Annotated in this window: 23 protein-coding genes and 2 pseudogenes; 12 read left to right on the top strand and 13 right to left on the bottom strand. The window is 70.6% G+C overall.

Annotation, left to right across the window (positions count from 1 at the left end; genetic code table 11):
- Positions 1-117: 117 nt before the first annotated feature.
- On the top strand, positions 118-1737 hold the full coding sequence (aceB, locus tag B9S57_RS05435; RefSeq protein WP_103514373.1) for a malate synthase A: 1620 nt from the start codon (positions 118-120) through the stop codon (positions 1735-1737).
- A gap of 64 nt (positions 1738-1801) precedes the next feature.
- Here the strand turns inward: aceB and gntA are convergent, their stop codons facing one another.
- Together gntA and B9S57_RS34340 are read right to left on the bottom strand one after the other, a co-directional pair.
- Positions 1802-2500 (bottom strand): guanitoxin biosynthesis heme-dependent pre-guanitoxin N-hydroxylase GntA, encoded by a 699-nt coding sequence (gene gntA / locus B9S57_RS05430; protein ID WP_103514372.1) that lies wholly within the window; start codon positions 2498-2500, stop codon positions 1802-1804.
- Between the two features lie 192 nt (positions 2501-2692).
- Positions 2693-2869 (bottom strand): hypothetical protein, encoded by a 177-nt coding sequence (locus B9S57_RS34340; protein WP_181011239.1) that lies wholly within the window; start codon positions 2867-2869, stop codon positions 2693-2695.
- A 109-nt stretch (positions 2870-2978) separates the two neighbouring features.
- On the opposite strand from B9S57_RS34340, the gene B9S57_RS05425 reads away from it, so the two are divergent.
- Positions 2979-3584 (top strand): GPP34 family phosphoprotein, encoded by a 606-nt coding sequence (locus tag B9S57_RS05425; protein WP_103514371.1) that lies wholly within the window; start codon positions 2979-2981, stop codon positions 3582-3584.
- A 15-nt stretch (positions 3585-3599) separates the two neighbouring features.
- Here the strand turns inward: B9S57_RS05425 and B9S57_RS05420 are convergent, their stop codons facing one another.
- Positions 3600-4592, bottom strand: a complete 993-nt coding sequence (locus B9S57_RS05420) for a fibronectin type III domain-containing protein (protein ID WP_181011238.1) — start codon at positions 4590-4592, stop codon at positions 3600-3602.
- A 117-nt stretch (positions 4593-4709) separates the two neighbouring features.
- Here B9S57_RS05420 and B9S57_RS05415 point away from each other — a divergent pair, with 117 nt between their 5' ends.
- Positions 4710-5318, top strand: coding sequence for a TIGR03086 family metal-binding protein (locus B9S57_RS05415; RefSeq protein WP_103514370.1), 609 nt, complete (start codon positions 4710-4712; stop codon positions 5316-5318).
- 83 nt (positions 5319-5401) lie between these two features.
- Here the strand turns inward: B9S57_RS05415 and B9S57_RS05410 are convergent, their stop codons facing one another.
- Entirely contained in the window at positions 5402-6085 is a 684-nt protein-coding gene (locus B9S57_RS05410; RefSeq protein ID WP_103514369.1) for an alpha/beta fold hydrolase, read from the bottom strand.
- A 75-nt stretch (positions 6086-6160) separates the two neighbouring features.
- On the opposite strand from B9S57_RS05410, the gene B9S57_RS05405 reads away from it, so the two are divergent.
- Entirely contained in the window at positions 6161-6955 is a 795-nt protein-coding gene (locus tag B9S57_RS05405) for a chitosanase (RefSeq protein ID WP_103514368.1), read from the top strand.
- A gap of 354 nt (positions 6956-7309) precedes the next feature.
- Positions 7310-8185 carry a chitosanase gene (locus B9S57_RS05400; protein WP_103514367.1) on the top strand — a complete coding sequence of 292 codons (876 nt, stop codon included), beginning with the start codon at positions 7310-7312 and terminating at the stop codon, positions 8183-8185.
- Positions 8186-8251: 66 nt separating this feature from the next.
- Here B9S57_RS05400 and B9S57_RS05395 read toward each other — a convergent pair whose 3' ends face one another.
- The 9 genes and pseudogenes from B9S57_RS05395 to B9S57_RS35190 all read right to left on the bottom strand — a co-directional run.
- The gene (locus B9S57_RS05395; RefSeq protein ID WP_103514366.1) at positions 8252-9718 is read right to left on the bottom strand and encodes a nucleobase:cation symporter-2 family protein; all 1467 of its coding nucleotides are present in this window, start codon (positions 9716-9718) and stop codon (positions 8252-8254) included.
- A gap of 231 nt (positions 9719-9949) precedes the next feature.
- Complete coding sequence (locus B9S57_RS05390) at positions 9950-11347, bottom strand: 8-oxoguanine deaminase (RefSeq protein ID WP_103514365.1); 1398 nt, start codon at positions 11345-11347, stop codon at positions 9950-9952.
- A 45-nt stretch (positions 11348-11392) separates the two neighbouring features.
- Positions 11393-12793 (bottom strand): nucleobase:cation symporter-2 family protein, encoded by a 1401-nt coding sequence (locus B9S57_RS05385; protein ID WP_103514364.1) that lies wholly within the window; start codon positions 12791-12793, stop codon positions 11393-11395.
- Between the two features lie 64 nt (positions 12794-12857).
- The gene (gene pucL / locus B9S57_RS05380; RefSeq protein WP_103514363.1) at positions 12858-13781 is read right to left on the bottom strand and encodes a factor-independent urate hydroxylase; all 924 of its coding nucleotides are present in this window, start codon (positions 13779-13781) and stop codon (positions 12858-12860) included.
- 6 nt (positions 13782-13787) lie between these two features.
- A complete protein-coding gene (gene uraH / locus B9S57_RS05375; protein WP_103514362.1) occupies positions 13788-14180 on the bottom strand; it encodes a hydroxyisourate hydrolase in 393 nt (130 codons plus the stop codon).
- A 49-nt stretch (positions 14181-14229) separates the two neighbouring features.
- Positions 14230-14736, bottom strand: a complete 507-nt coding sequence (gene uraD, locus B9S57_RS05370; RefSeq protein ID WP_181011237.1) for a 2-oxo-4-hydroxy-4-carboxy-5-ureidoimidazoline decarboxylase — start codon at positions 14734-14736, stop codon at positions 14230-14232.
- 153 nt (positions 14737-14889) lie between these two features.
- The gene (locus tag B9S57_RS05365; protein WP_103514360.1) at positions 14890-15267 is read right to left on the bottom strand and encodes a helix-turn-helix domain-containing protein; all 378 of its coding nucleotides are present in this window, start codon (positions 15265-15267) and stop codon (positions 14890-14892) included.
- Positions 15264-15515, bottom strand: coding sequence for a hypothetical protein (locus tag B9S57_RS05360; RefSeq protein WP_103514359.1), 252 nt, complete (start codon positions 15513-15515; stop codon positions 15264-15266). The genes B9S57_RS05365 and B9S57_RS05360 overlap by 4 nt, the downstream gene beginning before the upstream one ends.
- Before the next feature lie 153 nt (positions 15516-15668).
- Positions 15669-15773 (bottom strand): annotated as a pseudogene (locus tag B9S57_RS35190) (GntR family transcriptional regulator); the annotation flags it as partial.
- Between B9S57_RS35190 and B9S57_RS05350 the strand changes: the two are divergent.
- The 7 genes and pseudogenes from B9S57_RS05350 to B9S57_RS05320 form a co-directional block, all read left to right on the top strand.
- Positions 15767-16069 (top strand): annotated as a pseudogene (locus tag B9S57_RS05350) (sugar transporter); the annotation flags it as partial. The pseudogenes B9S57_RS35190 and B9S57_RS05350 sit on opposite strands and share 7 nt — an antisense overlap.
- A 41-nt stretch (positions 16070-16110) precedes the next feature.
- The gene (locus B9S57_RS05345) at positions 16111-17079 is read left to right on the top strand and encodes a carbohydrate ABC transporter permease (RefSeq protein WP_103514358.1); all 969 of its coding nucleotides are present in this window, start codon (positions 16111-16113) and stop codon (positions 17077-17079) included.
- A complete protein-coding gene (locus B9S57_RS05340; protein ID WP_103514357.1) occupies positions 17076-17915 on the top strand; it encodes a carbohydrate ABC transporter permease in 840 nt (279 codons plus the stop codon). Before B9S57_RS05345 ends, B9S57_RS05340 begins: the two co-directional genes overlap by 4 nt.
- A 67-nt stretch (positions 17916-17982) precedes the next feature.
- Positions 17983-19545, top strand: a complete 1563-nt coding sequence (locus B9S57_RS05335) for a beta-N-acetylhexosaminidase (protein ID WP_103514356.1) — start codon at positions 17983-17985, stop codon at positions 19543-19545.
- Between the two features lie 34 nt (positions 19546-19579).
- The gene (locus tag B9S57_RS05330; RefSeq protein WP_103514355.1) at positions 19580-21013 is read left to right on the top strand and encodes a cellulose binding domain-containing protein; all 1434 of its coding nucleotides are present in this window, start codon (positions 19580-19582) and stop codon (positions 21011-21013) included.
- 157 nt (positions 21014-21170) lie between these two features.
- The gene (locus B9S57_RS05325) at positions 21171-22010 is read left to right on the top strand and encodes a TIM barrel protein (RefSeq protein WP_103514354.1); all 840 of its coding nucleotides are present in this window, start codon (positions 21171-21173) and stop codon (positions 22008-22010) included.
- Positions 22011-22053: 43 nt separating this feature from the next.
- Positions 22054-22947 (top strand): 2-hydroxy-3-oxopropionate reductase, encoded by an 894-nt coding sequence (locus B9S57_RS05320; RefSeq protein ID WP_103514353.1) that lies wholly within the window; start codon positions 22054-22056, stop codon positions 22945-22947.
- Positions 22948-22984 lie beyond the last annotated feature (37 nt).

The raw sequence follows: 22984 nt of genomic DNA, 5'->3' as shown, positions 1-22984 counted from the left end.
CGCACCCGGACGGCACCCACGGCCGTATCTCGGAGCCACGGCACGCCGTGCCATACCTGGCGACCCGGCGGCCGTGGGACGCCGTCCGCGCCGCCCCCGCTGAAGGAGTGACAGCTCATGTCCGCACCAGCGCCGTCCCCGCTGGCCATCGTCGACGCCGAGCCCCTGCCGAGGCAGGACGAGGTCCTGACCGATGCGGCCCTCGCGTTCGTGGCCGAGCTGCACCGGCAGTTCACGCCCCGGCGTGACGAGCTGCTCGCCCGCCGCGGCGAGCGCAGGGCCGAGATCGCCCGCACCTCCACGCTGGACTTCCTCCCGGAAACGGAAGCGATCCGCGTGGACGACACCTGGAAGGTCGCCCCGGCCCCTGCCGCGCTCGACGACCGCCGGGTGGAGATCACCGGTCCGACCGACCGCAAGATGACCATCAACGCCCTCAACTCGGGCGCCAAGGTCTGGCTCGCAGACTTCGAGGACGCGTCCGCCCCCACGTGGGAGAACGTGATCACCGGCCAGCTCAACCTGATCGACGCCTACACCCGGAACATCGACTTCACCGACGCGAAGTCGGGCAAGTCCTACGCCCTCAAGCCCGCCGATGAGCTCGCGACCGTCGTCACGCGCCCGCGCGGCTGGCACCTGAACGAGCGCCACCTCCAGCTCGACGGCACCCCGGTGCCCGGCGCGCTGGTCGACTTCGGCCTCTACTTCTTCCACAACGCGCAGCGCCTGATCGACCTCGGCAAGGGCCCGTACTTCTACCTGCCGAAGACGGAGTCACACCTGGAGGCCCGCCTCTGGAACGACATCTTCGTCTTCGCCCAGGAGTACGTCGGCATCCCGCAGGGCACGGTCCGCGCGACCGTCCTGATCGAGACGATCACCGCCGCGTACGAGATGGAGGAGATCCTCTACGAGCTCCGCGACCACGCCTCCGGGCTGAACGCGGGCCGCTGGGACTACCTCTTCTCCATCGTCAAGAACTTCCGCGACGGCGGATCGAAGTTCGTCCTGCCGGACCGCAACCTGGTCACGATGACCGCCCCGTTCATGCGGGCGTACACCGAACTCCTGGTCCGCACCTGCCACAAGCGCGGCGCGCACGCCATCGGCGGTATGGCGGCCTTCATCCCCTCGCGTCGTGACGCCGAGGTCAACAAGGTCGCCTTCGAGAAGGTCAAGGCCGACAAGGACCGCGAGGCCGGCGACGGCTTCGACGGCTCCTGGGTGGCCCACCCGGACCTGGTCCCGATCGCCATGGCCTCCTTCGACGCGGTCCTCGGCGCGAAGCCGAACCAGAAGGAACGCCTGCGCGAGGACGTCTCGGTGGCGCCGGGTGACCTGATCGCCATCGACACGCTGGACGCGAAGCCCTCGTACGACGGCCTGCGCAACGCGGTCGCGGTCGGCATCCGCTACATCGAGGCGTGGCTGCGCGGCATGGGCGCGGTCGCCATCTTCCACCTGATGGAGGACGCGGCCACCGCCGAGATCTCGCGCTCCCAGATCTGGCAGTGGATCAACGCGGACGTGATCTTCGAGAACGGCGAGCACGCCACGGCGGAGCTGGCCCGCAAGGTCGCCGCCGAGGAACTGGCCGCGATCCGCACGGAGATCGGCGACGAGACCTTCGAGTCCGGCAAGTGGCAGCAGGCCCACGACCTGCTGCTCCAGGTCTCGCTGGACCAGGACTACGCGGACTTCCTGACGCTGCCGGCGTACGAGCAGCTGGGCTGACCCCGCAGGACCGAGCACCGCACCCCTGCCCCCACCGGGCAGGGGTGCGGAACTCCGCCCGCCCTCAGACGACCGAGACCGTCAGTTCCCTCCCCGGCTGCCGCGACTCCGGCTCACGGGCGGCGAAGGGGCACTCCCAGTCGGCCGGCTTGGTACGGCCGGAGTAGCGACGGGCCTCGGAGAGCTGTTCGTATTCGTGCAGGTTGGGGTTGATGTCTCCCTGCAGCTTGATGTCCTGCTTGCGTATCTTGTCCGCCAGTCGGTCCCACATGCCGGCGCCCTTGATCCGGTCGAACTGCTCGTGCGAGTTGAAGGCGAGCATCGGGAAGGGCGGCCGCCGACCCCACCTGCGGTGGGTCTCGTGCAGGCCGATCACGAAGAAGGGGTGGCCGGCCACGCTGTACGCGAACTCCCCGGACCCGGCATCCGACGAGTAGCCGTCGGCCCAGCGGTGTGTCCGCGCATCCTGCTCGTGCAGCAACTGCAGCTGCTGCCAGAGCAGTTCCTCGAACCGCACCTCGTCCACCCCGCGCGGCTGCTCGAAGGTGGCGACGAAACTGGTGAACGTCCGGGCGCTCCAGTCCGCCGACTCCACGAACTCGGCGAGGTCACACGCCATCAGCCGGGCGGACTCCTCGCCACCGAGGACGTCGTAGTGCCGATGGGCGATGCCGCCGCGTCGCCAGGCGGACCGACCCGCCAGACAGGAGAACCGGTCGCCCAGGATGAACTCCTCGACTTCGCCGCGCGCATCGACCGCCATGGCCAGCCTTCCTTCCAACTACGTGCCTCCTCAGCAGGGAGATCGTTCCTGCGTCCTTCCGATGGCGCCCACCTCATGCCTGCGGCGCCCGGCTTCGCGGGCTGTGCGGCGGTGACGGCCTGAAACGGGCATGGCTGATCCCGTGGCGTCACGAGGGGAGGTCGCTGTCCGATTGTGGGGGACGGATGCCCATCAGCGAAAGTCGGGCCCGATCTCGTCACCCAGGGTCAGGATCCGGATGCCGCCGACGCGGGATCCCATGACCGCGATGACGGCCGGGCGACGGTACGCCGGGAAGCGCGCCTCGCATCCCGACCGCCTCCTGTACCGGCCTCCGGCACCGCCGCCGGAGGCCGGTACCTTGACCATGCGGCCTTCCCGGGGGCGATACTGATCGTGACGGTCGTCTCGCCGCGCGCCCTTCCGGACGGGGCCGGCGGGGGTGCACCCGTGTCGACGCCTCCGAGGGGAGCCCTTCATGACCACGGCGAAGGACCTGTTCATCACCACCCTGGACCCCCGGCCGGAGCATCCCGTGGGGCAGGGCGACCTGTCGCTCGCGCTCGCGGGAGCCGAGCTGATCGACCTCGTCGGTGCGGGGGCCGTCGCCGTGGACGGTGACCGCATCGTGCCGGGAGAGCCGTGGACACCGGACGACGCGCTCCTCGGCGACGCCGTGGAACGGCTCACCCGGCAACCGCCCTACGAGCGGATCGACGACTGGCTGTGGCGCCGGGGCAAGGACCTCTCGGCCGCGTACCAGGACGGTCTGGAGAGGGACGGCGAACTGACGCGGAAGCGAAGCGGCCGGTCGCCCTTCGGGCCGGAACGTGTCGAACCGGCCGACACGCCCGGCCGCCGCCGGGCGGCCGACCGCCGGGACGCGCGGGAACCCGTCCTGGCCGCCCTCGCCTCGGCCGTGGGCATCGACGACGACAGGGACGACGGCGAGCGCGCCCTCGACGACGAGGCGGTGACGACCGTGGTGGCGGCCGTCCACGACGCGGTGATGGAACTGGAGGCCGTACGCCAGAGGCGGACCATCGAGAACGCGGCCTTCGCCAACCTCTGGCGCGGACCGTGAGCGGCCTGTCACCGCTCAGCCGGGCAGCACCACCGTCCGCTGCGCCGAGAAGTCGCCCCAGGTCCCGTCAGGGAGCTTGGGCCGGATCTTGAGCGAGTAGCGGGTGCCGGGCGGGTCGGTGAGGGTGAGCTCGTAGGTGGCGCGGCCCGCGGGCGGGGTGCCGCCCCAGACGATCGTGGTGGTCAGCCTTCCGTTCAGGAACAGTTGGTACGCGGGGATCGCGCCCCCGGTGTCCGGCTGGTCCCAGGAGAGGTCGACCAGGAACTCGTTCTTCTGCGCCGTCGCCTTCGTCCGCAGTCCGGTGGGGGCCGTGCTCGCGGGAGCGCCCGGCGCGGTCGGGGTGGTGAGGTCGAGGGCGTTGCCGTCCGGCGAGGAGTGGTCGGCGGCGTCACGGGCGCGGACGGTGAAGGTGTAGACGGTGCCGGGGCGCAGTCCGGAGAGCCGGGCCGTGGTCTCGGTCCCCGGGACGCTGTGGATCCTGGAGTCCTCCTGGTAGACGTCGTAGGCCGTCACACCCACGTCGTCGGTGGATCCGCCCCAGGACAGGGTGACCGTCCTGGCGGTGTCGGCCTTGCCCCGGAGCTTCACCGGGGTGGTCGGCGGCTCCGTGTCGTCGGGGGAGGGGGCGGGGGTGGTCAGGGCGACGGAGGCGCTCGGGGCCGAGACGTTCCCGGCGGCGTCGCGCGCCCTGACGGTGAAGGTGTAGTCCGTGGAGGCGGTCAGGCCGTCCACGTCGGTCATCAGCTTCGTCGCGGGCACCGAGAGGATCTTCCTTCCCTCGCGGTAGACGTCGTAGCCGGTGATTCCCTTGTCGTCCGAGGCCTGCTCCCACATGACGTGGGCGGAGAGCGCGCTGCTCGCCTGGGCCGTCACACCCGTGGGTGCCGTGGGTTTCTTGGTGTCCGCCTGCGCGGTGCCACCACAGGCGGTGAGCGGGGCGAGGAGCAGCGCGGCGGAACAGGCCAACGCGGTGCGTGCGTGGGGGCGTTGCACGGTGATGCCTTCCATCCGACAGGAATGGTCCAGACCTATATGCCATGCGGGTGGGGCCCCCGACAAGGGGGTGGATCGGAACGTTCCGCAATGTCCGCGATGAGTTCCGGGCCCGGAAGAGGTCTGAGGAGTATGGAATCCGACAAGGCAACCGCGCCCGGTCTCGATCTCGGACCGGCGGCGCGGCAGATCCGCGATCTCCTCGGCGCCGTCGACGACGGGCAGCTGTCCGGCCCGACCCCCTGCCCCGACTACTCGGTGCGGGAGCTCCTCGGTCACCTGCTGGGGCTGACCGTCGCGTTCCGTGACGCGGGGCTCAAGAACCTCGGCGCGACGACCGACACCTCTCCGGACGCCGCCCTGCCGACGCTGCCCGCCGACTGGCGCACGGCCCTGCCGACGCTGCTGGACGAGCTGGTCGCGGCCTGGCGCTCCCCGGACGCGCTGGAGGGGATGACCAGGGCGGGCGGTGTCGACCTGCCCGGTGAGGTCGCGGGGATGGTCGCACGCAACGAGCTGGTCGTGCACGGCTGGGATCTGGCCAGGGCGACGGGACAGGATTTCCGGGCGGACGAGGCGAGCCTGCGGTCGTCGGAGGCGATGCTGGCGCCGGGGGACGACGACCGGTCCGGCGCCGACGCGATCTTCGGACCGCCGGTGCCCGTCCCGGACGACGCACCCCTGGTCGACCGGGTGATCGGACTGAGCGGCCGGCGCCCGGACTGGCGGCCGGGCGCCTGACGGCCGGCGGAGTCCGCTCCCGGCACCGCACGGGGCCGGGCGGCGCGACCGGGACGACGCCCGCGCCCTGGCCGCGGGCGGTCTCAGCTGGTGAAGAACTCGGTGATCTGGTGGGCGACCTGATCCGCGTGCTTCTTGTGCACGTGGTGACCGCCGCCCAGGGTGATCAGCCGGCAGTCGGGGATGAGCGAGGCCATGTCGGCCAGCCGTCCCTGCGGCATGGAGCTCTCCGGGCCGCCCGCGATCATCAGGGTCGGAGCGACGATCTGTCCCAGCTCCTCCTCCCAGCGGGGATCCGGCTCGGCGATCTGCGCCCGGACGGCCGGGACGGCGTTCTCGTCGTAGTCGACCGGCCCCGTGGGGCCGCTGTCGGCGATCAGCTGCCCGGGGAAGGGGGGCGGCGTCTCGACCAGCACCAGCCGCTCCACCCGGTCCGCGTGCTCCTCGGCGAGCAGATAGGCGACGACTCCGCCCATGGAGTGGCCGACGACGCCGACCCGGTCGAGCTCGCAGGCGTCGAGGAACTCCAGGACGTCGTCCCGCATCTGCTCGAAGCCGTACTCGTCGGGCCAGTCGCTCTCTCCGTGGCCGCGCAGGTCGATGGCGTAGACCCGCCATTCCTCACCGAGGAGCGCACCCACCGCCTCCCAGCTCAGGGACGAGCCCCCGAGGCCGTGCAACAGGACCACGGGTGAACCGAAGGGGTCGCCCCAGGTCCGGTACGCCAGGCGCACATCGCCGACGTCCACTACAGACTGATCTTCCATGTCCCGAACGCTACAGGCGTCGGACCCACGCCCGGCCCGGCCCCCCCGGCCTGGCAGGCTTGGTGCGTGAAGCACATGCGTCTCGTCCTCGCCGCTGCCGCGACCCTCGTCCTGGCCGGCTGTTCCGGATCTTCCTCCGGCGCCCCGGAGAAGAGCCTCGACGACCCCGCGAAGAAGGCCATCGCCATGCAGCTGGTCTCCAGTGCGGAGAACTCCACCCTGGACTGGAAGGCCCAGTACGCCTACATCGAGGACATCGGCGACGGCCGCGGCTACACCGCGGGCATCATCGGATTCTGCTCCGGCACCGGAGACATGCTCAAGGTGGTCGAGCGCTACGCGCGGAAGCGTCCGGGGAACGCGCTCGCGGACTTCCTCCCGGCGCTGCGCGCGGTGAACGGAAGCGACGCGCACGAGGGACTCGGCAGCGCGTTCACCGGGGCCTGGAAGGAGGCCGCGAAGGACTCGGCGTTCCGCGCGGCACAGGACGCGGAGCGTGACTCCGCGTACTTCGATCCGGCCGTCGAGCGTGCCGAGGCCGACGGGCTCAGCGCGCTGGGGCAGTTCATCTACTACGACGCCTACGTGATGCACGGGTACGCGGACGCCAAGGGCACGGTCGGCTTCCGGACGATACGCGACCAGGCCCTCTCCGCGGCGGAACCGCCCTCCAGGGGCGGTGACGAGGAGGCCTATCTGAACGCCTTCCTGGACGCCCGGGTCTCCGCCATCCGCAAGGAGCCCTCGCACAGCGACACCAGCCGGGTGGAGACGGCCCAACGCGCCTTCGTGCGCGAGGGAAAGCTGCAGTTGGAGACACCGCTGGCGTGGCGGGTGTACGGCGAGAGCTTCCGCATCGACCACGTGTGAAACCGCCGGCCGGTGGGCGCTCGACGCGCCCACCGGCCCGTTCGCGTACGCCGGTTCCCACGCGTGCGGCATGTGCGCGCATCCGCGAGGGATGCCGGCTGTCCAGCCGTGTCCAGGAAGCGGGGATTCCCGTTCCGCAGATGAGGGCTGCCTCCCCGTGCGGCGCGCCACCGCCGTCCGCGAAGGGGCGCCGGCCCGGACGGCACCACGCCCCCGTACCCGCCGGCAAGGGCTCTTCGCCCATGCGGGGACGTTTCGGCTCACCCGCGTCCGGGACCTTCACCGCACCCTCGAAGCCTGATAGGAAAGCTTCCTAACAGAACATCGGAACGGCGAACTCCTTCTGGAGGACCGGTGCATCAACCCCACACCAGCACCTCACGTCGCATCACCCGACTCACTCGACTCACCCGCAACGCCGGACTCGCGGTCGTCGCCCTCGGGCTGACGTTCACCGCGGTTCCGGCCGCCGCTCACGCCGAGGCCCCCACGCCGTCGGCCGCACACCTGGAGGCAGCCGCGACCGGACTCGACGATCCCGCGAAGAAGGAGATCGCCATGCAACTGGTCTCCAGCGCGGAGAACTCCACGCTGGAATGGAAGGGCCAGTACGGCTACATCGAGGACATCGGCGACGGCCGCGGCTACACCGCGGGCATCATCGGATTCTGCTCCGGCACCGGAGACATGCTGGCTCTGGTGGAACGCTACGCCGAGGGCCGGCCGGGCAACGTCCTGGAGGCGTACCTGCCCGCCCTGCGGCAGGTGGACGGCTCCGACTCGCACGAAGGGCTCGACCCCGGCTACCCGGGCCACTGGCGCGAGGCGGCGTCGGACGGGGCGTTCCAGCAGGCGCAGAACGACGAGCGCGACCGGGTGTACTTCGACCCGGCGGTGAGCCAGGGCAAGGCCGACGGTCTCGGCACACTCGGCCAGTTCGCGTACTACGACGCCATCGTGATGCACGGAGGCGGCAACGACAGCGCGAGCTTCGGCTCGATCAGGCAGCGGGCGCTGGCGCAGGCGAGCCCGCCGTCGCAGGGCGGTGACGAGGTGGCCTACCTCGACGCCTTCCTGGACGCGCGGGTACGGGCGATGAAGCAGGAGGAGGCCCACTCGGACACCAGCCGCGTCGACACGGCGCAGCGGGTCTTCCTGCGCGACGGCAATCTGGATCTGGACCCGCCGCTGGACTGGCAGGTCTACGGCGACAGCTACCACATCGGCTGACACGGGTCCACGCACGGTGCGCGTACGCGTGGCCCCCGAAGGGGTCCGCATACGCGCACCGACGGGTCAGTGGGCGACGGGCACGGCCATCGGGTCCTTGGGCTGCTCGCTCTCCGGGACCTCCGCCTCCGGATCGGCGTCCGGCGTGCGGCCCCAGTGGTTGAAGGCCAGGTTCAGCACGATCGCCACCACACAGCCCGTGGAGATGCCCGAGTCGAGGACGACGAGCAGGTCCTCGGGGAAGGCGTGGTAGAAGTCCGGCGCGGCGATCGGGATGAGCCCGACGCCGACGGCCGCCGCGACGATCAGGGCGTTCTCGCCCTTCTCCAGGGCGGCGGTCGCCAGGGTCTGGATTCCGCTCGCGGCGACCGATCCGAAGAGCACGATGCCCGCGCCGCCGAGAACCGGAAGCGGCACGAGGGCGATGACGGACGCGGCGACGGGGACCAGGCCGAGCAGCACCAGGATGACACCGCCGGAGGCGACGACGAACCGGCTGCGGACCTTGGTCATGGCGACCAGCCCGATGTTCTGGGCGAACGCGCTGCACATGAAACCGTTGAAGAGGGGGCTGATGGCACTGCCCAGGGTGTCGGCGCGCAGACCGCCTTCGATGGTCCGCTCGTCCGCCGGGCGGCCGACGATCTTGCCGAGGGCCAGCATGTCGGCGGTGGACTCGGTCATGCAGACCAGCATCACGATGCACATCGAGATGATGGCGGCGACCTCGAACTGCGGTGCGCCGAAGTGGAACGGCGTCGGGAAACCGACCACGTCGGCGTCGCCCAGTGCCCCGAAGTCGGTGATGTCGGCGGGGATCGCGATGAGGGTGCCGATGACCAGGCCGAGAAGGATGGCGATCTGCTGGAGGAAGCCCCGCAGCAGTTTGCGCAGGGCCAGCACGATCAGGAGGGTGACGGCGGCCATCGTGATGTTGGTCATCGAGCCGTAGTCGGCGGCGGTGGCGTTGCCGCCCTGCGACCAGTTGAAGGCGACCGGCAGCAGCGAGACGCCGATCAGGGTGATGACGGTGCCGGTGACCACGGGCGGGAAGAACCGGACCAGTTTGCAGAAGTAGGGGGCGAGGACGAAGCCGAGGAGACCGGCGACGATGATCGCCCCGAAGATGACGGCGATGCCGTCGTGCCCCCGGTCCTTGCCTATCGCGATCATCGGGGTGACCCCGGCGAACGAGACGCCGTTGACGAAAGGCAGCCGGGCGCCTATGCGCCAGAACCCGAGGGTCTGGAGCAGGGTGGCTATCCCCGCGGTGAAGAGGCTCGCCCCCATGAGGAAGGCGGTCTCCTTCGCGCTGAGGCCCACGGCGGGCCCCACGATCATGGGCGGCGCCACCACGCCCGCGTACATCGCGGCCACGTGCTGCAGGCCGCTGGTGAACATCCTGAGGGGTGGCAGTTTCTCGTCGACCGGGTGCTTGCCCACCGACCCTTCCGCCGTACTCCCTTCTGCGGTGCTTTTTTCGGGTGCGCTTCCGTCGACTGCGTTCTTACGAAACCTGGGCGTAGCTGCCACGGCTTCCTCCGGTCGGGTACACGTCGGACGACGTGGGTATCAGGGAGGTGGTGCTGAGTGGTGCGTTGGTGCAGGTCGTGCAGCTGGTGCGGGCAGCTTGGAGCTCACCTGTGCGGGAGCGCGTGAACGGGTTCACGCGCTCCCGCACAGGCTGCCGTGAACCTCGCTGGGTCCACGGCGGCCGGCCGAGGGCCGTCCCCCTCGGCCGGCCTGTCATGGGGGTGCGGAGCGTCAGGCTCCGGCGGCGATCTGCGCCAGGCGCCGGGCCTCGTCGCGGGTCGCGCGGGCGATGGCGTCCTCGTCCACCGTGATGAGACGGCTGTCCTCGACGACGGGCTTACCGTTGACGAGGGAGAGCGTCACCGGGGCGGCGGCACCGAAGACCAGGGCGGTCACCGGGTCGGCGATGGAGGCGTGGGCGAGGGTGTCCAGCTTCCACAGCACCAGGTCGGCGAGCTTGCCCGGCTCCAGGGAGCCGATCTCGTCGGCCCGGCCCAGGACCCTGGCGCCGCCGTGGGTTCCCAGGCGCAGCGCCTGACGGGCGTTCAGCGCCTTCTCGCGGTGGGCGCCCAGGCGGTTGACGAGGAGCGCGTTGCGCAGCTCGGTGTGGAGTTCGCCGGACTCGTTGGACGCGGTGCCGTCGACGCCGAGCCCGACGGGGACACCGGCGGCGAGCATGTCGGGGACGCGGGCGATGCCTGCGGCGAGACGGGCGTTGGAGGACGGGCAGTGCGCGACACCGGTGCCGGTGCGGGCGAAGGCGGCGATGTCGGAGTCGTTCATGTGGACGCAGTGCGCCATCCACACGTCGTCGCCGAGCCAGCCGGTCGACTCGAAGTAGTCCGTGGGGCCCATCCCGAACAGTTCCTTGCAGAACTGCTCCTCCTCGACGGTCTCCGAGCCGTGCGTGTGCAGCCGTACGCCCCGGCGGCGGGCCAGCTCGGCGCCCTGCCTGAGCAGTTCGGTGGAGACGGAGAAGGGCGAGCAGGGGGCGACGGCGATCCGTGTCATCGCGTCGAACGAGGCGTCGTGGTGCTCGTCGATGGTCGCCTCGGTCGCGGCGAGCGCGCCTTCGAGGGTCTCCACCGCGAAGTCCGGCGGCAGACCGCCGTCCTTCTCGCTGCGGTCCATGGAGCCGCGGGCGAGGGTGAAGCGTACGCCCATGTCGCGGGCCGCGCCGATGATCGCGCCGGAGAGGTCGCCGGAGCCCTGGGGATAGACGTAGTGGTGGTCCATCGCGGTGGTGACACCGCCGCGGGCCATCATCGCGAGGGAACCCTGCGCCGCCACGCGGGCCATCGGCTCGTCGATGCGCGCCCACGTCGGGTACAGCGCGACCAGCCAGTCGAAGAGGTTGTGGTCGGTCGCCAGGCCCCGGGTGATCCACTGGTAGAAGTGGTGGTGGGTGTTGACGAGGCCGGGCGTGACGAGGTGGCCGGTGCCGTCGACGCGACGCACGACGCCGGTGAGTCCCTCCGGCGCCTTGCCGGCGCCGACGGACTCGATGCGGTTGTCCGCCACCACGATGTATCCCGAGGCGTACTCGGTGTCGTGTGCGTCGACCGTGGCGATCGAGCAGTTCTCGATGACGATGCGCTCAGTGGTCCTTGAATCCGCCGAAGCTGCCATGGTGCTTCCCTCTTCTGTCTCTGGCGATGTGGGCACGGCAGGACCCTAGGAGGATTTGAGTGCCACGGCGCTACGGCCGTGGGTGCCGAGATGGTGGAAGAACAGATTGAGCAGGACCGCGACGAGCGCTCCCGCACTGATCCCCGAGCCGAGCACGGTCTGCGCCCAGGACGGGAATCCCGCGTAGAAGGAGGGTGCCGCGAGCGGGATGATGCCCGCGCCGAGTGCCACCGCCACGAGGATGATGTTGGAGCTGTCGTCGAGACCGGCCTCGGACAGGGTCCGGATGCCGCTCACCGCGATCGAGCCGAACAGGACGATGCCGGCGCCGCCGAGCACGGGCATGGGGACCAGCGAGACGACCGCGCCCAGCATGGGGAAGACGCCGAGGACGATCAGGGCGCCGCCCGCCGCGGCGACGACGTAGCGGCTTCGTACCCGTGTCAGCGACACGACGCCGACGTTCTGGGCGAAGGCGCTGGTCGGGAAGGTGCCGAAGACCGGTCCGAGGAGCGTGGCGATCCCGTCCGTGCGCAGACCGCGGGTGATGGTGGCGCCGTCGGTGCGCCGCTCGCAGATCTCGCCGAGCGCCAGCATCCCGGCCGACGACTCCGTCATCAGCACCAGCATCACGATGCACAGGGAGAGGATCGCGGCGGGCTGGAACTCGGGCGCGCCGAAGGCGAAGGGCGACGGCAGGGCGGCCATGGGGGCGGAGCCGAGCGCGGAGAAGTCGGCGAGTCCGAAGGGGATCGCGGCCAGCGTGCCGATGAACATGCCCGCGAGCAGGGCGGTCTGCTTGACGAAGCCGCGTCCGAAGCGCTGGATCAGCAGGATGACGACGAGGGTGAAGGCGGCCAGCGCCAGGTACTTCATGGCGCCGAAGTCGTCGGCGGTGACGTCTCCGCCCTGGGCCCAGCCGACCGGCACGGGCATCAGGGTGACGCCGATGAGGGTGATCACGACCCCGGTGACGAGCGGCGGGAAGAAGCGCAGCAGACGGCCGAAGAACGGGCCGACGGCCAGGCAGAAGACACCTGCGACGAGCACCGCCCCGTAGATCGCGGGGAGTTGGTGGCCGGGGGCGCTGGTCTCGGCGATCGCGAGCATCGGGGCGATCCCGGCGGAGGACGCGGCGTTGACGAACGGCAGACGGTTCCCGGCGAAGCGTCCGGCACCGAGGGTCTGCAGGAGGGTGGCGAGCCCCGCGATCAGGAGGCTCGCGGCGATCAGGCGGGTCATGCCGGCCGCGTCGAGGCCGACGGCCTGACCGATGATGAGCGGAGGGGTGACGACGCCGGCGTACATGGCGGCGATGTGCTGGAGCGCGGCGGGGACGAGTCGCGAGGGCGGGAGCTTTTCGTCCACCGGGTGAACTGCCGTGCCGGCAGCGGTCGGTGGTGCGGTACATGGGCCTTTCGCCGGCCCCGTTGCAGGCTGTGCCATGGGATTTCCCTCCGGGTGACCGGGCCCCGCCCCACCGGGGGGCGGGGGCCGGTTCAGCACCGCGTCAGAGGTTGGTCATGTCGACCGGGATCTTCGGCTCGACGCCGTCGCGGAGCACCGTCGCCTCGATGAGGCCGTACGGGCGGTCGGCCGCGAAGTAGACCTCGTTGTCGTTCTTGAGGCCGAAGGGCTCCAGGTCCACGAGGAAGTGGTGGTTGTTCGGCAGCGAGAAGCGGATCTCGTCGATCTCGCTGCGGTTGTTGATGATGCGCGAACCCATCTGGTACAGCGTCTGCTGGAGCGAGAGGGAGTACGTCTCCGCGAAGGCCTGGAGCATGTGCTTGCGCGCCTGCTCGTAGGACTTCTCCCAGTTGGGCATGCGCTCCTCGTCTCTGGTCCAGTTGTAGCGCCACCGGGCGGAGACGTCGGTCGCGAGGATGCGGTCGTACGCCTCCTTCAGCGTCGTGTACTTGTCCTTGACGTAGCCCCAGAACTCGGAGTTGGTCGAGTTCAGCACGGAGAGGTCCTTGAGGCCCGAGACGACCTCCCACTTCTCCCCGTCGAAGGTGATCTGGCTGACCCGGGTCTCCTGGCCCTTGCGGGCGAAGGAGTGCTTCACCTCGTCGGCGCCGATGAACTTGGAGTTGCCGTCGGAGGTCGCGATGCGCTCCCAGCCGTACTCCTCGATCCGGATCCGCGCCGTCTTGATCGGCTCCTGCGAGGTCACGAAGTGCCGTGCCAGGTGGATGCCGAACTGCTCGGCGGACTCGATGCCGTGTTCCTTGGCGAAGGCGAACACCGTGTTCTTGGTGGTGTCGGTCGGCAGGACGCTGGCGTTGGAGCCGGAGTAGTGGACGTCGTCCATGTCGCCGGAGAGGGCGACCGAGACGTTGAGGTCCTTGATGTGGTGGGTGTCGCCGTCCCGCGTGATCTTGACGACGCGGTTCTCTGCTTTGCCGTACTGGTTCTGGCCGAGAATCGTGGGCATTGTCTGCTAGCTCCCTCGGTAAACGGAGTAGCCGAACGGGTTGAGCAGCAGCGGTACGTGGTAGTGCTCACCAGGGGTGACGGCGAATGCGATCGCCACCTCCGGGAAGAACGCGCCGCTGTCCCTTACGCGGGGGGCGTCCTGCTGCGCCTCGGCTTGCTTCTTCGCGGTGAAGTACGACTCGGTGTCGAAGACGAGCCGTACGTGGGTGGTTCCTTCCGGCAGGGCCGGCAGGTCTTTGCAGCGCCCGTCCGCGTCGGTCGCGGATCCCCCGAGCGTCACGAACTGGGTGTCGTCGCCGCTGCGAGCGGCGAGGGAGACGGTGACGGCCTCTGCGGGACGGCCGATGCTGGTGTCCAGGATGTGGGTGGACACCGATGCGGTGGTGTCGGTGCTCAAGACCGTCACGCTCCTTGCTCTCTTCGTTCTCTTCAGGTGGTGCGAGGGCTCAGGAGTCCTGCGCGAGGCGGGTCAGACGAATGCGGTTGATCTTGCCCAGTTCCGCGCGGACGATCTCGCGTTCCTGCTCGGGCGAGTTGCCGATCCGGTCCTTGACCGCGTCGCGCATCTGCTCACCGGTGGCTCCGGTGGCGCAGATCAGGAAGACATGTCCGAACCGCTCCTGGTAGGCCAGGTTCAGTTCGAGCATCTCCGCCCTGAGCTCCTCGGACGCACCGGCCATCCCCCGCTGCTCACGGGCCGAGGCCGGGTCCCCGGGCTTGGGGCGCCCGATCGGGGCGTGTCCGGCCATCGCCTCGTCCAGGTCCTCCGCGGAGAGCTCGGCCATGGCGGCGTCGCTCGCGGAGAACAGGGCTTCCGTGCCGGTGTAGGGCCGGTGGGCGAGGACGTGGCTTCCCCACGCCGTGCTGGCACAGACCTCGTGCAGCGCGGCTGCGGCCTCGTCGGCCGCCAGGGTGTTGAACCGGGCGAGGCCCGGTGTGGAGCTCGTAGTCACGGGAGCCTCCGTGGCTTTTTCGCTGTGCGTTGTCGGGCTGCGGATAGCTAACGCCCTTCACAACACCACGTCAACAGTTTGTTGAAATTCCGCGAACAAGTGATGCCGCCGCCCGAGATTCCGGACGGCGGCATGGGCGGCATTACGGGTCGTCTACTCACCCTTGGCGGTGTTGTCCCGATTCAGGTAGTTGTACACGGTGAAACGACTGACTCCGAGCGCGCCCGCCACCGTCTCCACTCCGTGACGCACCGAGAAGGCACCGCGTGCCTCGAGAGTCCGTACGACGCCCTGTTTGGTCCTACGGTCCAGGTCGGCCAGCGGCATCCCGTGCCTCCGCTCCATCGCGGCCAGGATGCGGTCGAGCGATTCGGAGAGCTGCGGGAGCCGCACCGCTATGACGTCCGCGCCCTCCCACGCGAGCACGACGTCCTCGGAGGTGGCCTGCTCCGGGGCGAGGAGCTCGGCCCCCATCGCGTCGACGAGCGGCTTCACGGCGGTGACCAGCGGGTGGTCGGCCGGTTCGGTCACGGGGTGTCCTCCCCGATCACGTTGAGTTGGAGGGAGACCCGTGTGGCACCCGAGGCCAGGGCCTGGCGCAGCAGGGAGTCCACGGCGGTGAGGACCTGGTCGGCGCCCCCTTCCGCCGTGTTCCCGAAGGGGCCCACGTCCACCGCGTCCAGGTCGGCGGCCTGGATGACCTCGCGGGCGACCACCGCGTGGGCGGGTGCCTCGTCCAGGTCGAAGGGCTCGGTGGTGAATTCCACCCTCAAGCGCACGTTGCCTCCCTCATGTCCCGCCGTGTCCGTCGGCTCGCACGGCTCGCCCCGACCCTAAGGCACGGGCCCTGGGACACGGCGGGGCCGGGACACGGCCGGCTCGGCTCGCTGCCGCCCGGCGCCCCGCGGGCCCTCCCCGGCCGCCCCGCCTCCTCACGGCCCCGCCTGGATGTCCCCCCGGGTGGACGAGGCGATCGGATCGCCGTGGGCGAAGTCTCCGGGCGGGATCCCAGGGTGGTGTCCGTCCCGCGGCGGTGACGTTCGTCAAGGAGCTGACGGGCGACGCCTGGCAGAAGAAGCTCGCGGCGGCCATGAGCTACGTCCCCAACCGCACCTCGCTCGCCGCGGCCGTGGCGGACGACCCGGGGGCCTCGGCGATGACGGTCGGCGCGGCGAACGGGCACGCGACGCCGAACACCCCGGGCTGGGCGGCCGTGGAGGCCGAGAACCCGGTCAAGGACTACATGACCGCCGTGCTCACGGGCGGTGACGCCGCCGAGGAGGCGGCCAAGGCCTCCGCCGACATCACACGGGCCATGAACACCGGCTCCTGATCCGGCCCCGTCCGTTTCCCGCCCCCGAGAGGAGGCCCGCCGTGCCCGCTGTCCGTGAGAGACCCGCGCCACGCGTCCACCGTCCGCCGAAGGCGCCGCCGGGGCGGCGGGCCGGGCGTCCCCCGCGCGACCTGTGGCCGTACGCCCTGATCGCACCCGCTATAGGCGGCATGCTCTACCTGCTGGTCTACCCGCTGGTGCGGGCCGTGGTGATCTCCCTCCAGGACTTCCGGCTCCGCCAGCTGATCAGCGGGGACGCCGAGTTCGTGGGGCTGCGCAACTACCGGACGCTGCTGTCCGACCCGCGCTTCTGGGAGGTCACCGGCCGCACCTTCGTCTTCATGGCCGTCAACGTCGTCCTGATCATGGTCATCTCCACCCTGGTCGCCTTGATGACGGAGCGGCTGCGCAGGGTCGGTCGTACGGTCCTCCTCTGCTCGCTGGTGCTCGCCTGGGCCATGCCGGTGGTCGCGGCCACCACGGTCTTCCAGTGGCTGTTCCACTCCGAGTTCGGCATCGTCAACCAGTCGCTGACGGCGCTCGGATTCGGCTCCTTCGACCGCTATCCGTGGTTCGCGAACGGTACGGCGTCCTTCACGATCCTGGTCCTCCTGATCGTCTGGCAGTCCGTGCCGTTCGCGGCGGTCACCCTCTACTCGGCGCTGACGACCGTCCCGGCCGAGCTGTACGAGTCGGCGCGTCTGGACGGGGCCTCCGGCTCCCGCATCTTCCGCTCGCTCACCTTCCCGATCCTGCGGCCGATCTTCATGCTCGTCCTCTCCCTGGAGGTGATCTGGACCTTCAAGGCGTTCGTCCAGATCTGGGTGATGACCCGCGGCGGCCCCGGCGACGCCACCACCATCCTGCCCGTCTACGCGGTCCAGACGGCGCTCTCCAGCCAGCGCTACGACCTGGGCTCCGCCGCGTCGATGATCACCGTGGTCCTGATGTCCGGGGTGCTGGTCCTCTACTTCCGCCAGATGTTCCGTCAGGAGGACGACCCGCGATGAACCCGCCGCACCCCCGGATCCGGCGGATCCCGCTGAACGCCGCCGCCGCCGTGACCGTCGTGGTCTGCCTGTTCCCGGTGTACTGGATGGTCTCCACGGCGTTCAAACCGTCACGGGACATCCAGTCCGCCGAGCCACGGCTCGTTCCCCACACCTGGACGCTGGAGCACTTCCGCCGGGCGGTGGAGGCGGACGGCTTCGGGCTGTTCTGGCGCAACAGCGTCCTGGTCACGCTGGGAGCCGTGCTGCTCTCCCTCGTGGTGGCGCTCGGGGCGTCCTTCGCCGTCGCACGGCTGCGAAGGAAGGGCCGGCGGCCGTTCATGCTGCTCGTCTTCGTCGCCCAGATGGCGCCCTGGGAGTCGCTGATCATCCCGATCTACATCATCTCGCGCGACACGGACATGCTGGACCGGCTGCCCACCCTGACCCTCGTCTACTTCATGATCACGCTGCCCTTCACGATCGTGGTGCTCAGGGGCTTCCTCGCCACGATCCCGCCCGAACTGGAGGAGGCGGCCCAGGTCGACGGCTGCACGAGGACGGGGGCGTTCGTGCGGGTGGCCCTGCCGCTGCTCGCCCCCGGCCTGATGGCGACCTCGCTCTTCGGATTCATCACCGCCTGGAACGAGTTCGCCTACGCCAACTTCCTGATCATCAAGCAGCAGGACAACCGCACCCTGCCGGTCTGGCTCTCGTCCTTCCAGAACACCTTCGGCACCGACTGGGGCGCCACCATGGCCGCCTCGACGCTCTTCGCGCTGCCCGCCCTCGTGGTCTTCCTGCTGCTCCAGCGCCATGTGACCTCCGGCTTCGCGGCCGGAGCGGTCAAGGGATGAGCCCGCCGGGCGCCCCCTGAGGACCCGGCCACGCGAACCGCCCGACTTCCCGAATCCGGAGGCCCCCGTGCCCGCACCACGCCCCGAGCTCACCCTCGTCCCCCGGCCCCGCAAGGTCTCGCCGCGCCCCGGCCGTCTCGTCCTCGGCCAGGACACCTCCGTACGCGCCCTGCCGGGTGCCGAGGGTGCGGCGGATCTGCTGCGCACGCTCATCGGCCCGGCGACCGGGCTGCCCCTGCCGCCCTCCGCCGACGGCCGGGTCGTGCTGGCGCTCGACCCGCAGCTCGGCGGGCTGGGCGACGAGGGGTACGGCCTCACCGTGGGACCCCAGGCCCTGCTGCTGCGGGCCGCCCGGCCCGACGGACTGCTCCGGGGCGTCCAGACGATCCGCCAGCTGCTGCCCCCCGAAGCCCTGTCCGGCCGTGTGCGCCGGGCGTCGTGGGAACTGCCCTGCGTCGAGATCAGCGACGTGCCGATGTACGCCTGGCGCGGCGCGATGCTCGACGTGGCCCGGCACTTCCAGCCGGTGTCCTACCTGCGCCGGTACGTGGATCTGATGGCGCTGCACAAGCTCAACGTCCTCCACCTGCACCTCACGGACGACCAGGGCTGGCGCATGCCCGTCGACGCCTTCCCCCGGCTGACCTCGGTGGGCGGCACGCGGGCCCAGTCGCTCTCCGACGGAGTGGAGCACTCGGGGGCGTACACCAAGACGGAGCTGCGGGACCTGATCCGCCACGCGCGGGAGCGGGGGGTGACCGTCGTGCCGGAGATCGAGATGCCGGGCCATGTGCGCGCCGCCCTCGCGGCCTACCCGCACCTGGGGAACCGTCCCGACCGGCAGCTCGACGTCTGGACCAGGTGGGGCGTCTGCGACACCGTGCTCGGCGTCCACGAGGAGGTCTTCGACTTCTGCCGGACGGTGCTGGAGGAGGTCATGGACGTCTTCCCGTCGCGTTACGTCCACATCGGCGGCGAGGAGTGCCCCACCGGCGAGTGGGGGAACAGCCCGGCGGCCCTGGACCGTGCGGCGGCGGAAGGGCTCGACGGTCCCGGGGCGCTGCACGGCTGGTTCATGGGCCGGATCGGCTCGTTCCTCGTGGAGCACGGCCGCCGGCCCACGGGCTGGGCGGAGAGCGGCAGCGAACTGCCCCCCGAGTTCACGGTGATGACCTGGCGCGACCCGGCCCATGCGCGCGCCGCGGCGCGGCGCGGGCACCAGGTGGTGACGGCGCACCACCGGGCCACCTACCTCGACTACGCGCAGTCCACGGATCCGGACGAGCCGCCCGCACAGCCCGGTGGTCCCGTCCCCCTGCACGCGGTCCACGCCAACGAGCCTGTGCCGCACGACTGGGAGCCGGAGGAGGCCTCCCGCGTGCTGGGCACGCAGGCGCAGCTGTGGACCGAGTACGTCAGGACGCCCGACCGGATCGAGTACCTCACCTACCCCCGGCTCTGCGCCCTGGCGGACCGTGCCTGGTCCGGCGGGCGCAGCGACTGGGCCGGGTTCGTCGAGCGGCTGCGCGAGCACACCGCCCGGCTGGACGCCCTCGGCGTCCGCTACCGGCCTCTCACCACGCGGTCCCTGGCGACCGCGTCCGCAGGTACAGCGCACCCCCCTCGGTAGACCGTCCCCCGACGTTCCGGAGAGGAACATCCCCATGAGCACCAGCACATTCCGCAGGAGCCGTGTCCGCGCGGCGGCCGCCGCCGTCACCCTCGCCCTGGGCTGCACGGCCCTGGCCGCCCTGCCCGGGACGGCCGGCGCCGCGGCGGCCGGCGGGCTCGTCGTCCAGTACCGCACGAGCGCGTCGGGGGCGAGCGCCGACCAGAGCGAGCCGTGGCTGAAGGTACGCAACACCGGGAGCGCGGGCGTGCCGCTCTCCGACGTCAAGGTGCGCTACTACTTCAAGGGCGACTCGGCGTCGGCGGGGTACCGGTTCGCCTGCTCCTGGGCGGTGAAGGGCTGCGCGAACATCACCGGCACCTTCAGGACCCTGCCGAACCCTACCGCCACCGCCGACCGATACGTGGAGATCGGCTTCACCGCCGGCGCGGGCTCCCTCGCCCCCGGGGCGGACACCGGTGACATGCAGCTGCGCTTCCACCGCGCGGACTGGCAGCCGCTGCGGCAGAGCGACGACTACTCCTTCGGCGCCGAACGGAACACCTACGGCGACTGGGCGAAGATCACGGCGCAGCTGGGCTCGGTCACGGCCTGGGGCGAGGCCCCCGGGGGCGACGGCCCCACCGACCCGACGGATCCGCCGACCGACCCGCCGGCCGACGGGCCCACGCTGTTCGACGACTTCGACTACACCGGTCACACGGATCCCAGGATCGCGGCGAACGGCTGGAGCGTCCGCTCGAACTCCGGCGGTCCGGGGGTACCGGGTGCCGTCTGGGCCCCGGAGAACGTCACCTTCAGCGGCCAGGGCGGCGATTCGGTCATGAACCTGGAGACGTCCACGGCGGGCACGGGTGCGTCGACCGAGCAGACGGAGATCCTCACGAAGTCCACGAAGTTCCGCAACGGCACCTACGCGGCCCGTGTGAAGTTCAGCGACGCGCCGAGGTCGGGCCCCGACGGCGACCACCTCGTCCAGACCTTCTTCACCATCAACGACCTGAAGGCGCCGATGGCGGACGACTACGCGGAGTACGACTTCGAGTACCTGCCCAACGGCGGCTGGGGCGAGCCGTCGAACATCCTCTACACCACGTCCTGGGAGACCTACAGGCCCGACCCGTGGGAGGCCGTCAACCAGCACAGCGAGGCCCGGCAGAGCTACGCGGGATGGCACGACCTGGTGGTGACCATCGACAACAGCGAGATCACGTACTACGTCGACGGGCAGCCCTTCGGGACCCACGGCGCGGCGTACCTCCCGGAGCGGCCGATGTCGATCAACTTCAACCAGTGGCTGATCGATCTGGCCGGCCAGGCCAGTACCGCTCCCCGCTCGTACGACCAGCAGGTGGACTACGTGCTGCACGTGAAGGACCAGGTCCTCTCCCCCGCCCAGGTATCGGCTCTGGTGAGCGGTTACCGGGCGGCGGGAACGACGTTCCAGGACACGGTGCCGGCCGTCTGACCAGGCATGTGTGAGCGGTGGCGGGGTGAGGGGCGAGGCGGCCTCCGCCCCGCTTCCGTGTGTCCGGAATTCGGTTCGCCCCTTGACAGCCTCCCCACACGCCAGGCAATCTTCCGTTAAGCAGAAACTAACTTCCGCGATACGGAAGGAGCGCATGATGGGTTACTCGGACCAGCGCTTCGATGTGAACCTCTCGATCCTCTTCACCGAACTCCCGCTCCTGGAGCGCCCCGCGGCGGCCGCCGCCGCGGGCTTCACCGCGGTCGAGCTCTGGTGGCCGTGGATCGAGACCCCCACCCCGGCGCAGGCCGAGCTCGACGCCCTGAAGAAGGCGCTCGACGACGCGGGCACCCGGCTGGTGGGGCTGAACTTCTACGCGGGCCGGCTCCCCGGCCCCGACCGGGGGGCGCTCTCGCTGCCCGGCGAGGAGTCGGACCGCTTCCGCGCCAACATCGACGTGGCGGCGGACTTCGCGGCCTCGGTCGGCTGCAAGGCGCTCAACGCGCTGTACGGCAACCGCGTCGAGGGCGTGGACCCGGCGGTCCAGGACGAACTCGCCCTGGAGAACCTGGTCCTGGCCGCCCGCGCGGCCGACCGGATCGGGGCCACCCTCCTGATCGAGACCCTCAACGACACGGAGTCGCCGCTCTACCCCCTGGTCAGCGCACCGGCGGGCATCGAGGTGGTCGACCGCGTCAACGAGGCGACGGGACTGGGCAACGCCACGTTCCTGCTGGACCTCTACCACCTGTCGATGAACGGTGAGGACCTCAGCCAGGTGATCAAGGCGTACGCCTCGAAGACCGGCCACGTCCAGATCGCCGACAACCCGGGGCGCGGCGCGCCCGGCACCGGCTCGCTCCCGCTGGAGCGGCTCCTCGACGAGCTGACCGAGGCCGGCTACACCGGCCGGGTCGGCCTGGAGTACAAGCCCGGCGACCGACCGAGCGCCGAGGCCTTCGGCTGGCTCCCCGCCGAGCTCCGGCCGGCCCGCTGAGGCCCGCCCCCTCTCGCACACACGTTTACCGGAAGGCACCCTCATGAGCAGCAATCTCCCCAAGGTCGCCTGGATCGGGCTCGGCATCATGGGTTCGCCCATGTCCGAGAACCTGGTCAAGGCCGGTTACCAGGTGACCGGTTACACCCTGGAGCAGGACAAGGTCGACCGCCTCGTCGCGGCGGGCGGCAAGGGCGGGGCCTCGATCGCGGAGGCCGTCCGCGACGCCGACGTCGTCATCACGATGGTCCCGGCGTCCCCGCAGGTCGAGGCCATCGCCTACGGCCCCGACGGCATCCTGGAGAACGCCCGGCAGGGCGCCCTGCTGATCGACATGTCCTCGATCACCCCGCAGACCTCCGTGGACCTGGCATCGAGCGCGAAGGACAAGGGCATCCGCGTGCTGGACGCCCCCGTCTCCGGCGGCGAGGCCGGCGCGATCGAGGCCGTCCTGTCCATCATGGTCGGCGGCGAGCAGAGCGACTTCGACGCCGCGAAGCCCCTCCTCGAGGCGCTCGGCAAGACCATCGTGCTGTGCGGACCCCACGGCTCCGGCCAGACGGTGAAGGCAGCCAACCAGCTGATCGTCGCGGTCAACATCCAGGCCTGCGCCGAGGCCGTCGTCTTCCTGGAGAAGTCCGGGGTCGACCTGGCCGCCGCACTCGACGTGCTGAACGGCGGGCTCGCCGGCTCCACGGTCCTCACCCGCAAGAAGGACAACTTCCTCAAGCGGGACTTCGCCCCGGGCTTCCGGATCGACCTGCACCACAAGGACATGGGCATCGTCACCGACGCCGCCCGCAACGTCGGCGCGGCACTCCCCGTCGGCGGCGTCGTGGCCCAGCTCGTGGCCTCCCTGCGCGCGCAGGGCGACGGCGGCCTGGACCACTCGGCGCTGCTGCGCTCGGTCGAGCGGCTCTCCGGCTCCCAGGTCTGACACCCCCGGCCCTTCGAGGGCCCCCTGAACTCCGGGT

The organism is Streptomyces sp. SM10, from assembly GCF_002910915.1.
In the GTDB taxonomy this organism is placed as follows: Bacteria; Actinomycetota; Actinomycetes; order Streptomycetales; family Streptomycetaceae; genus Streptomyces.
This window is presented reverse-complemented; position numbering and strand designations above follow the sequence as displayed.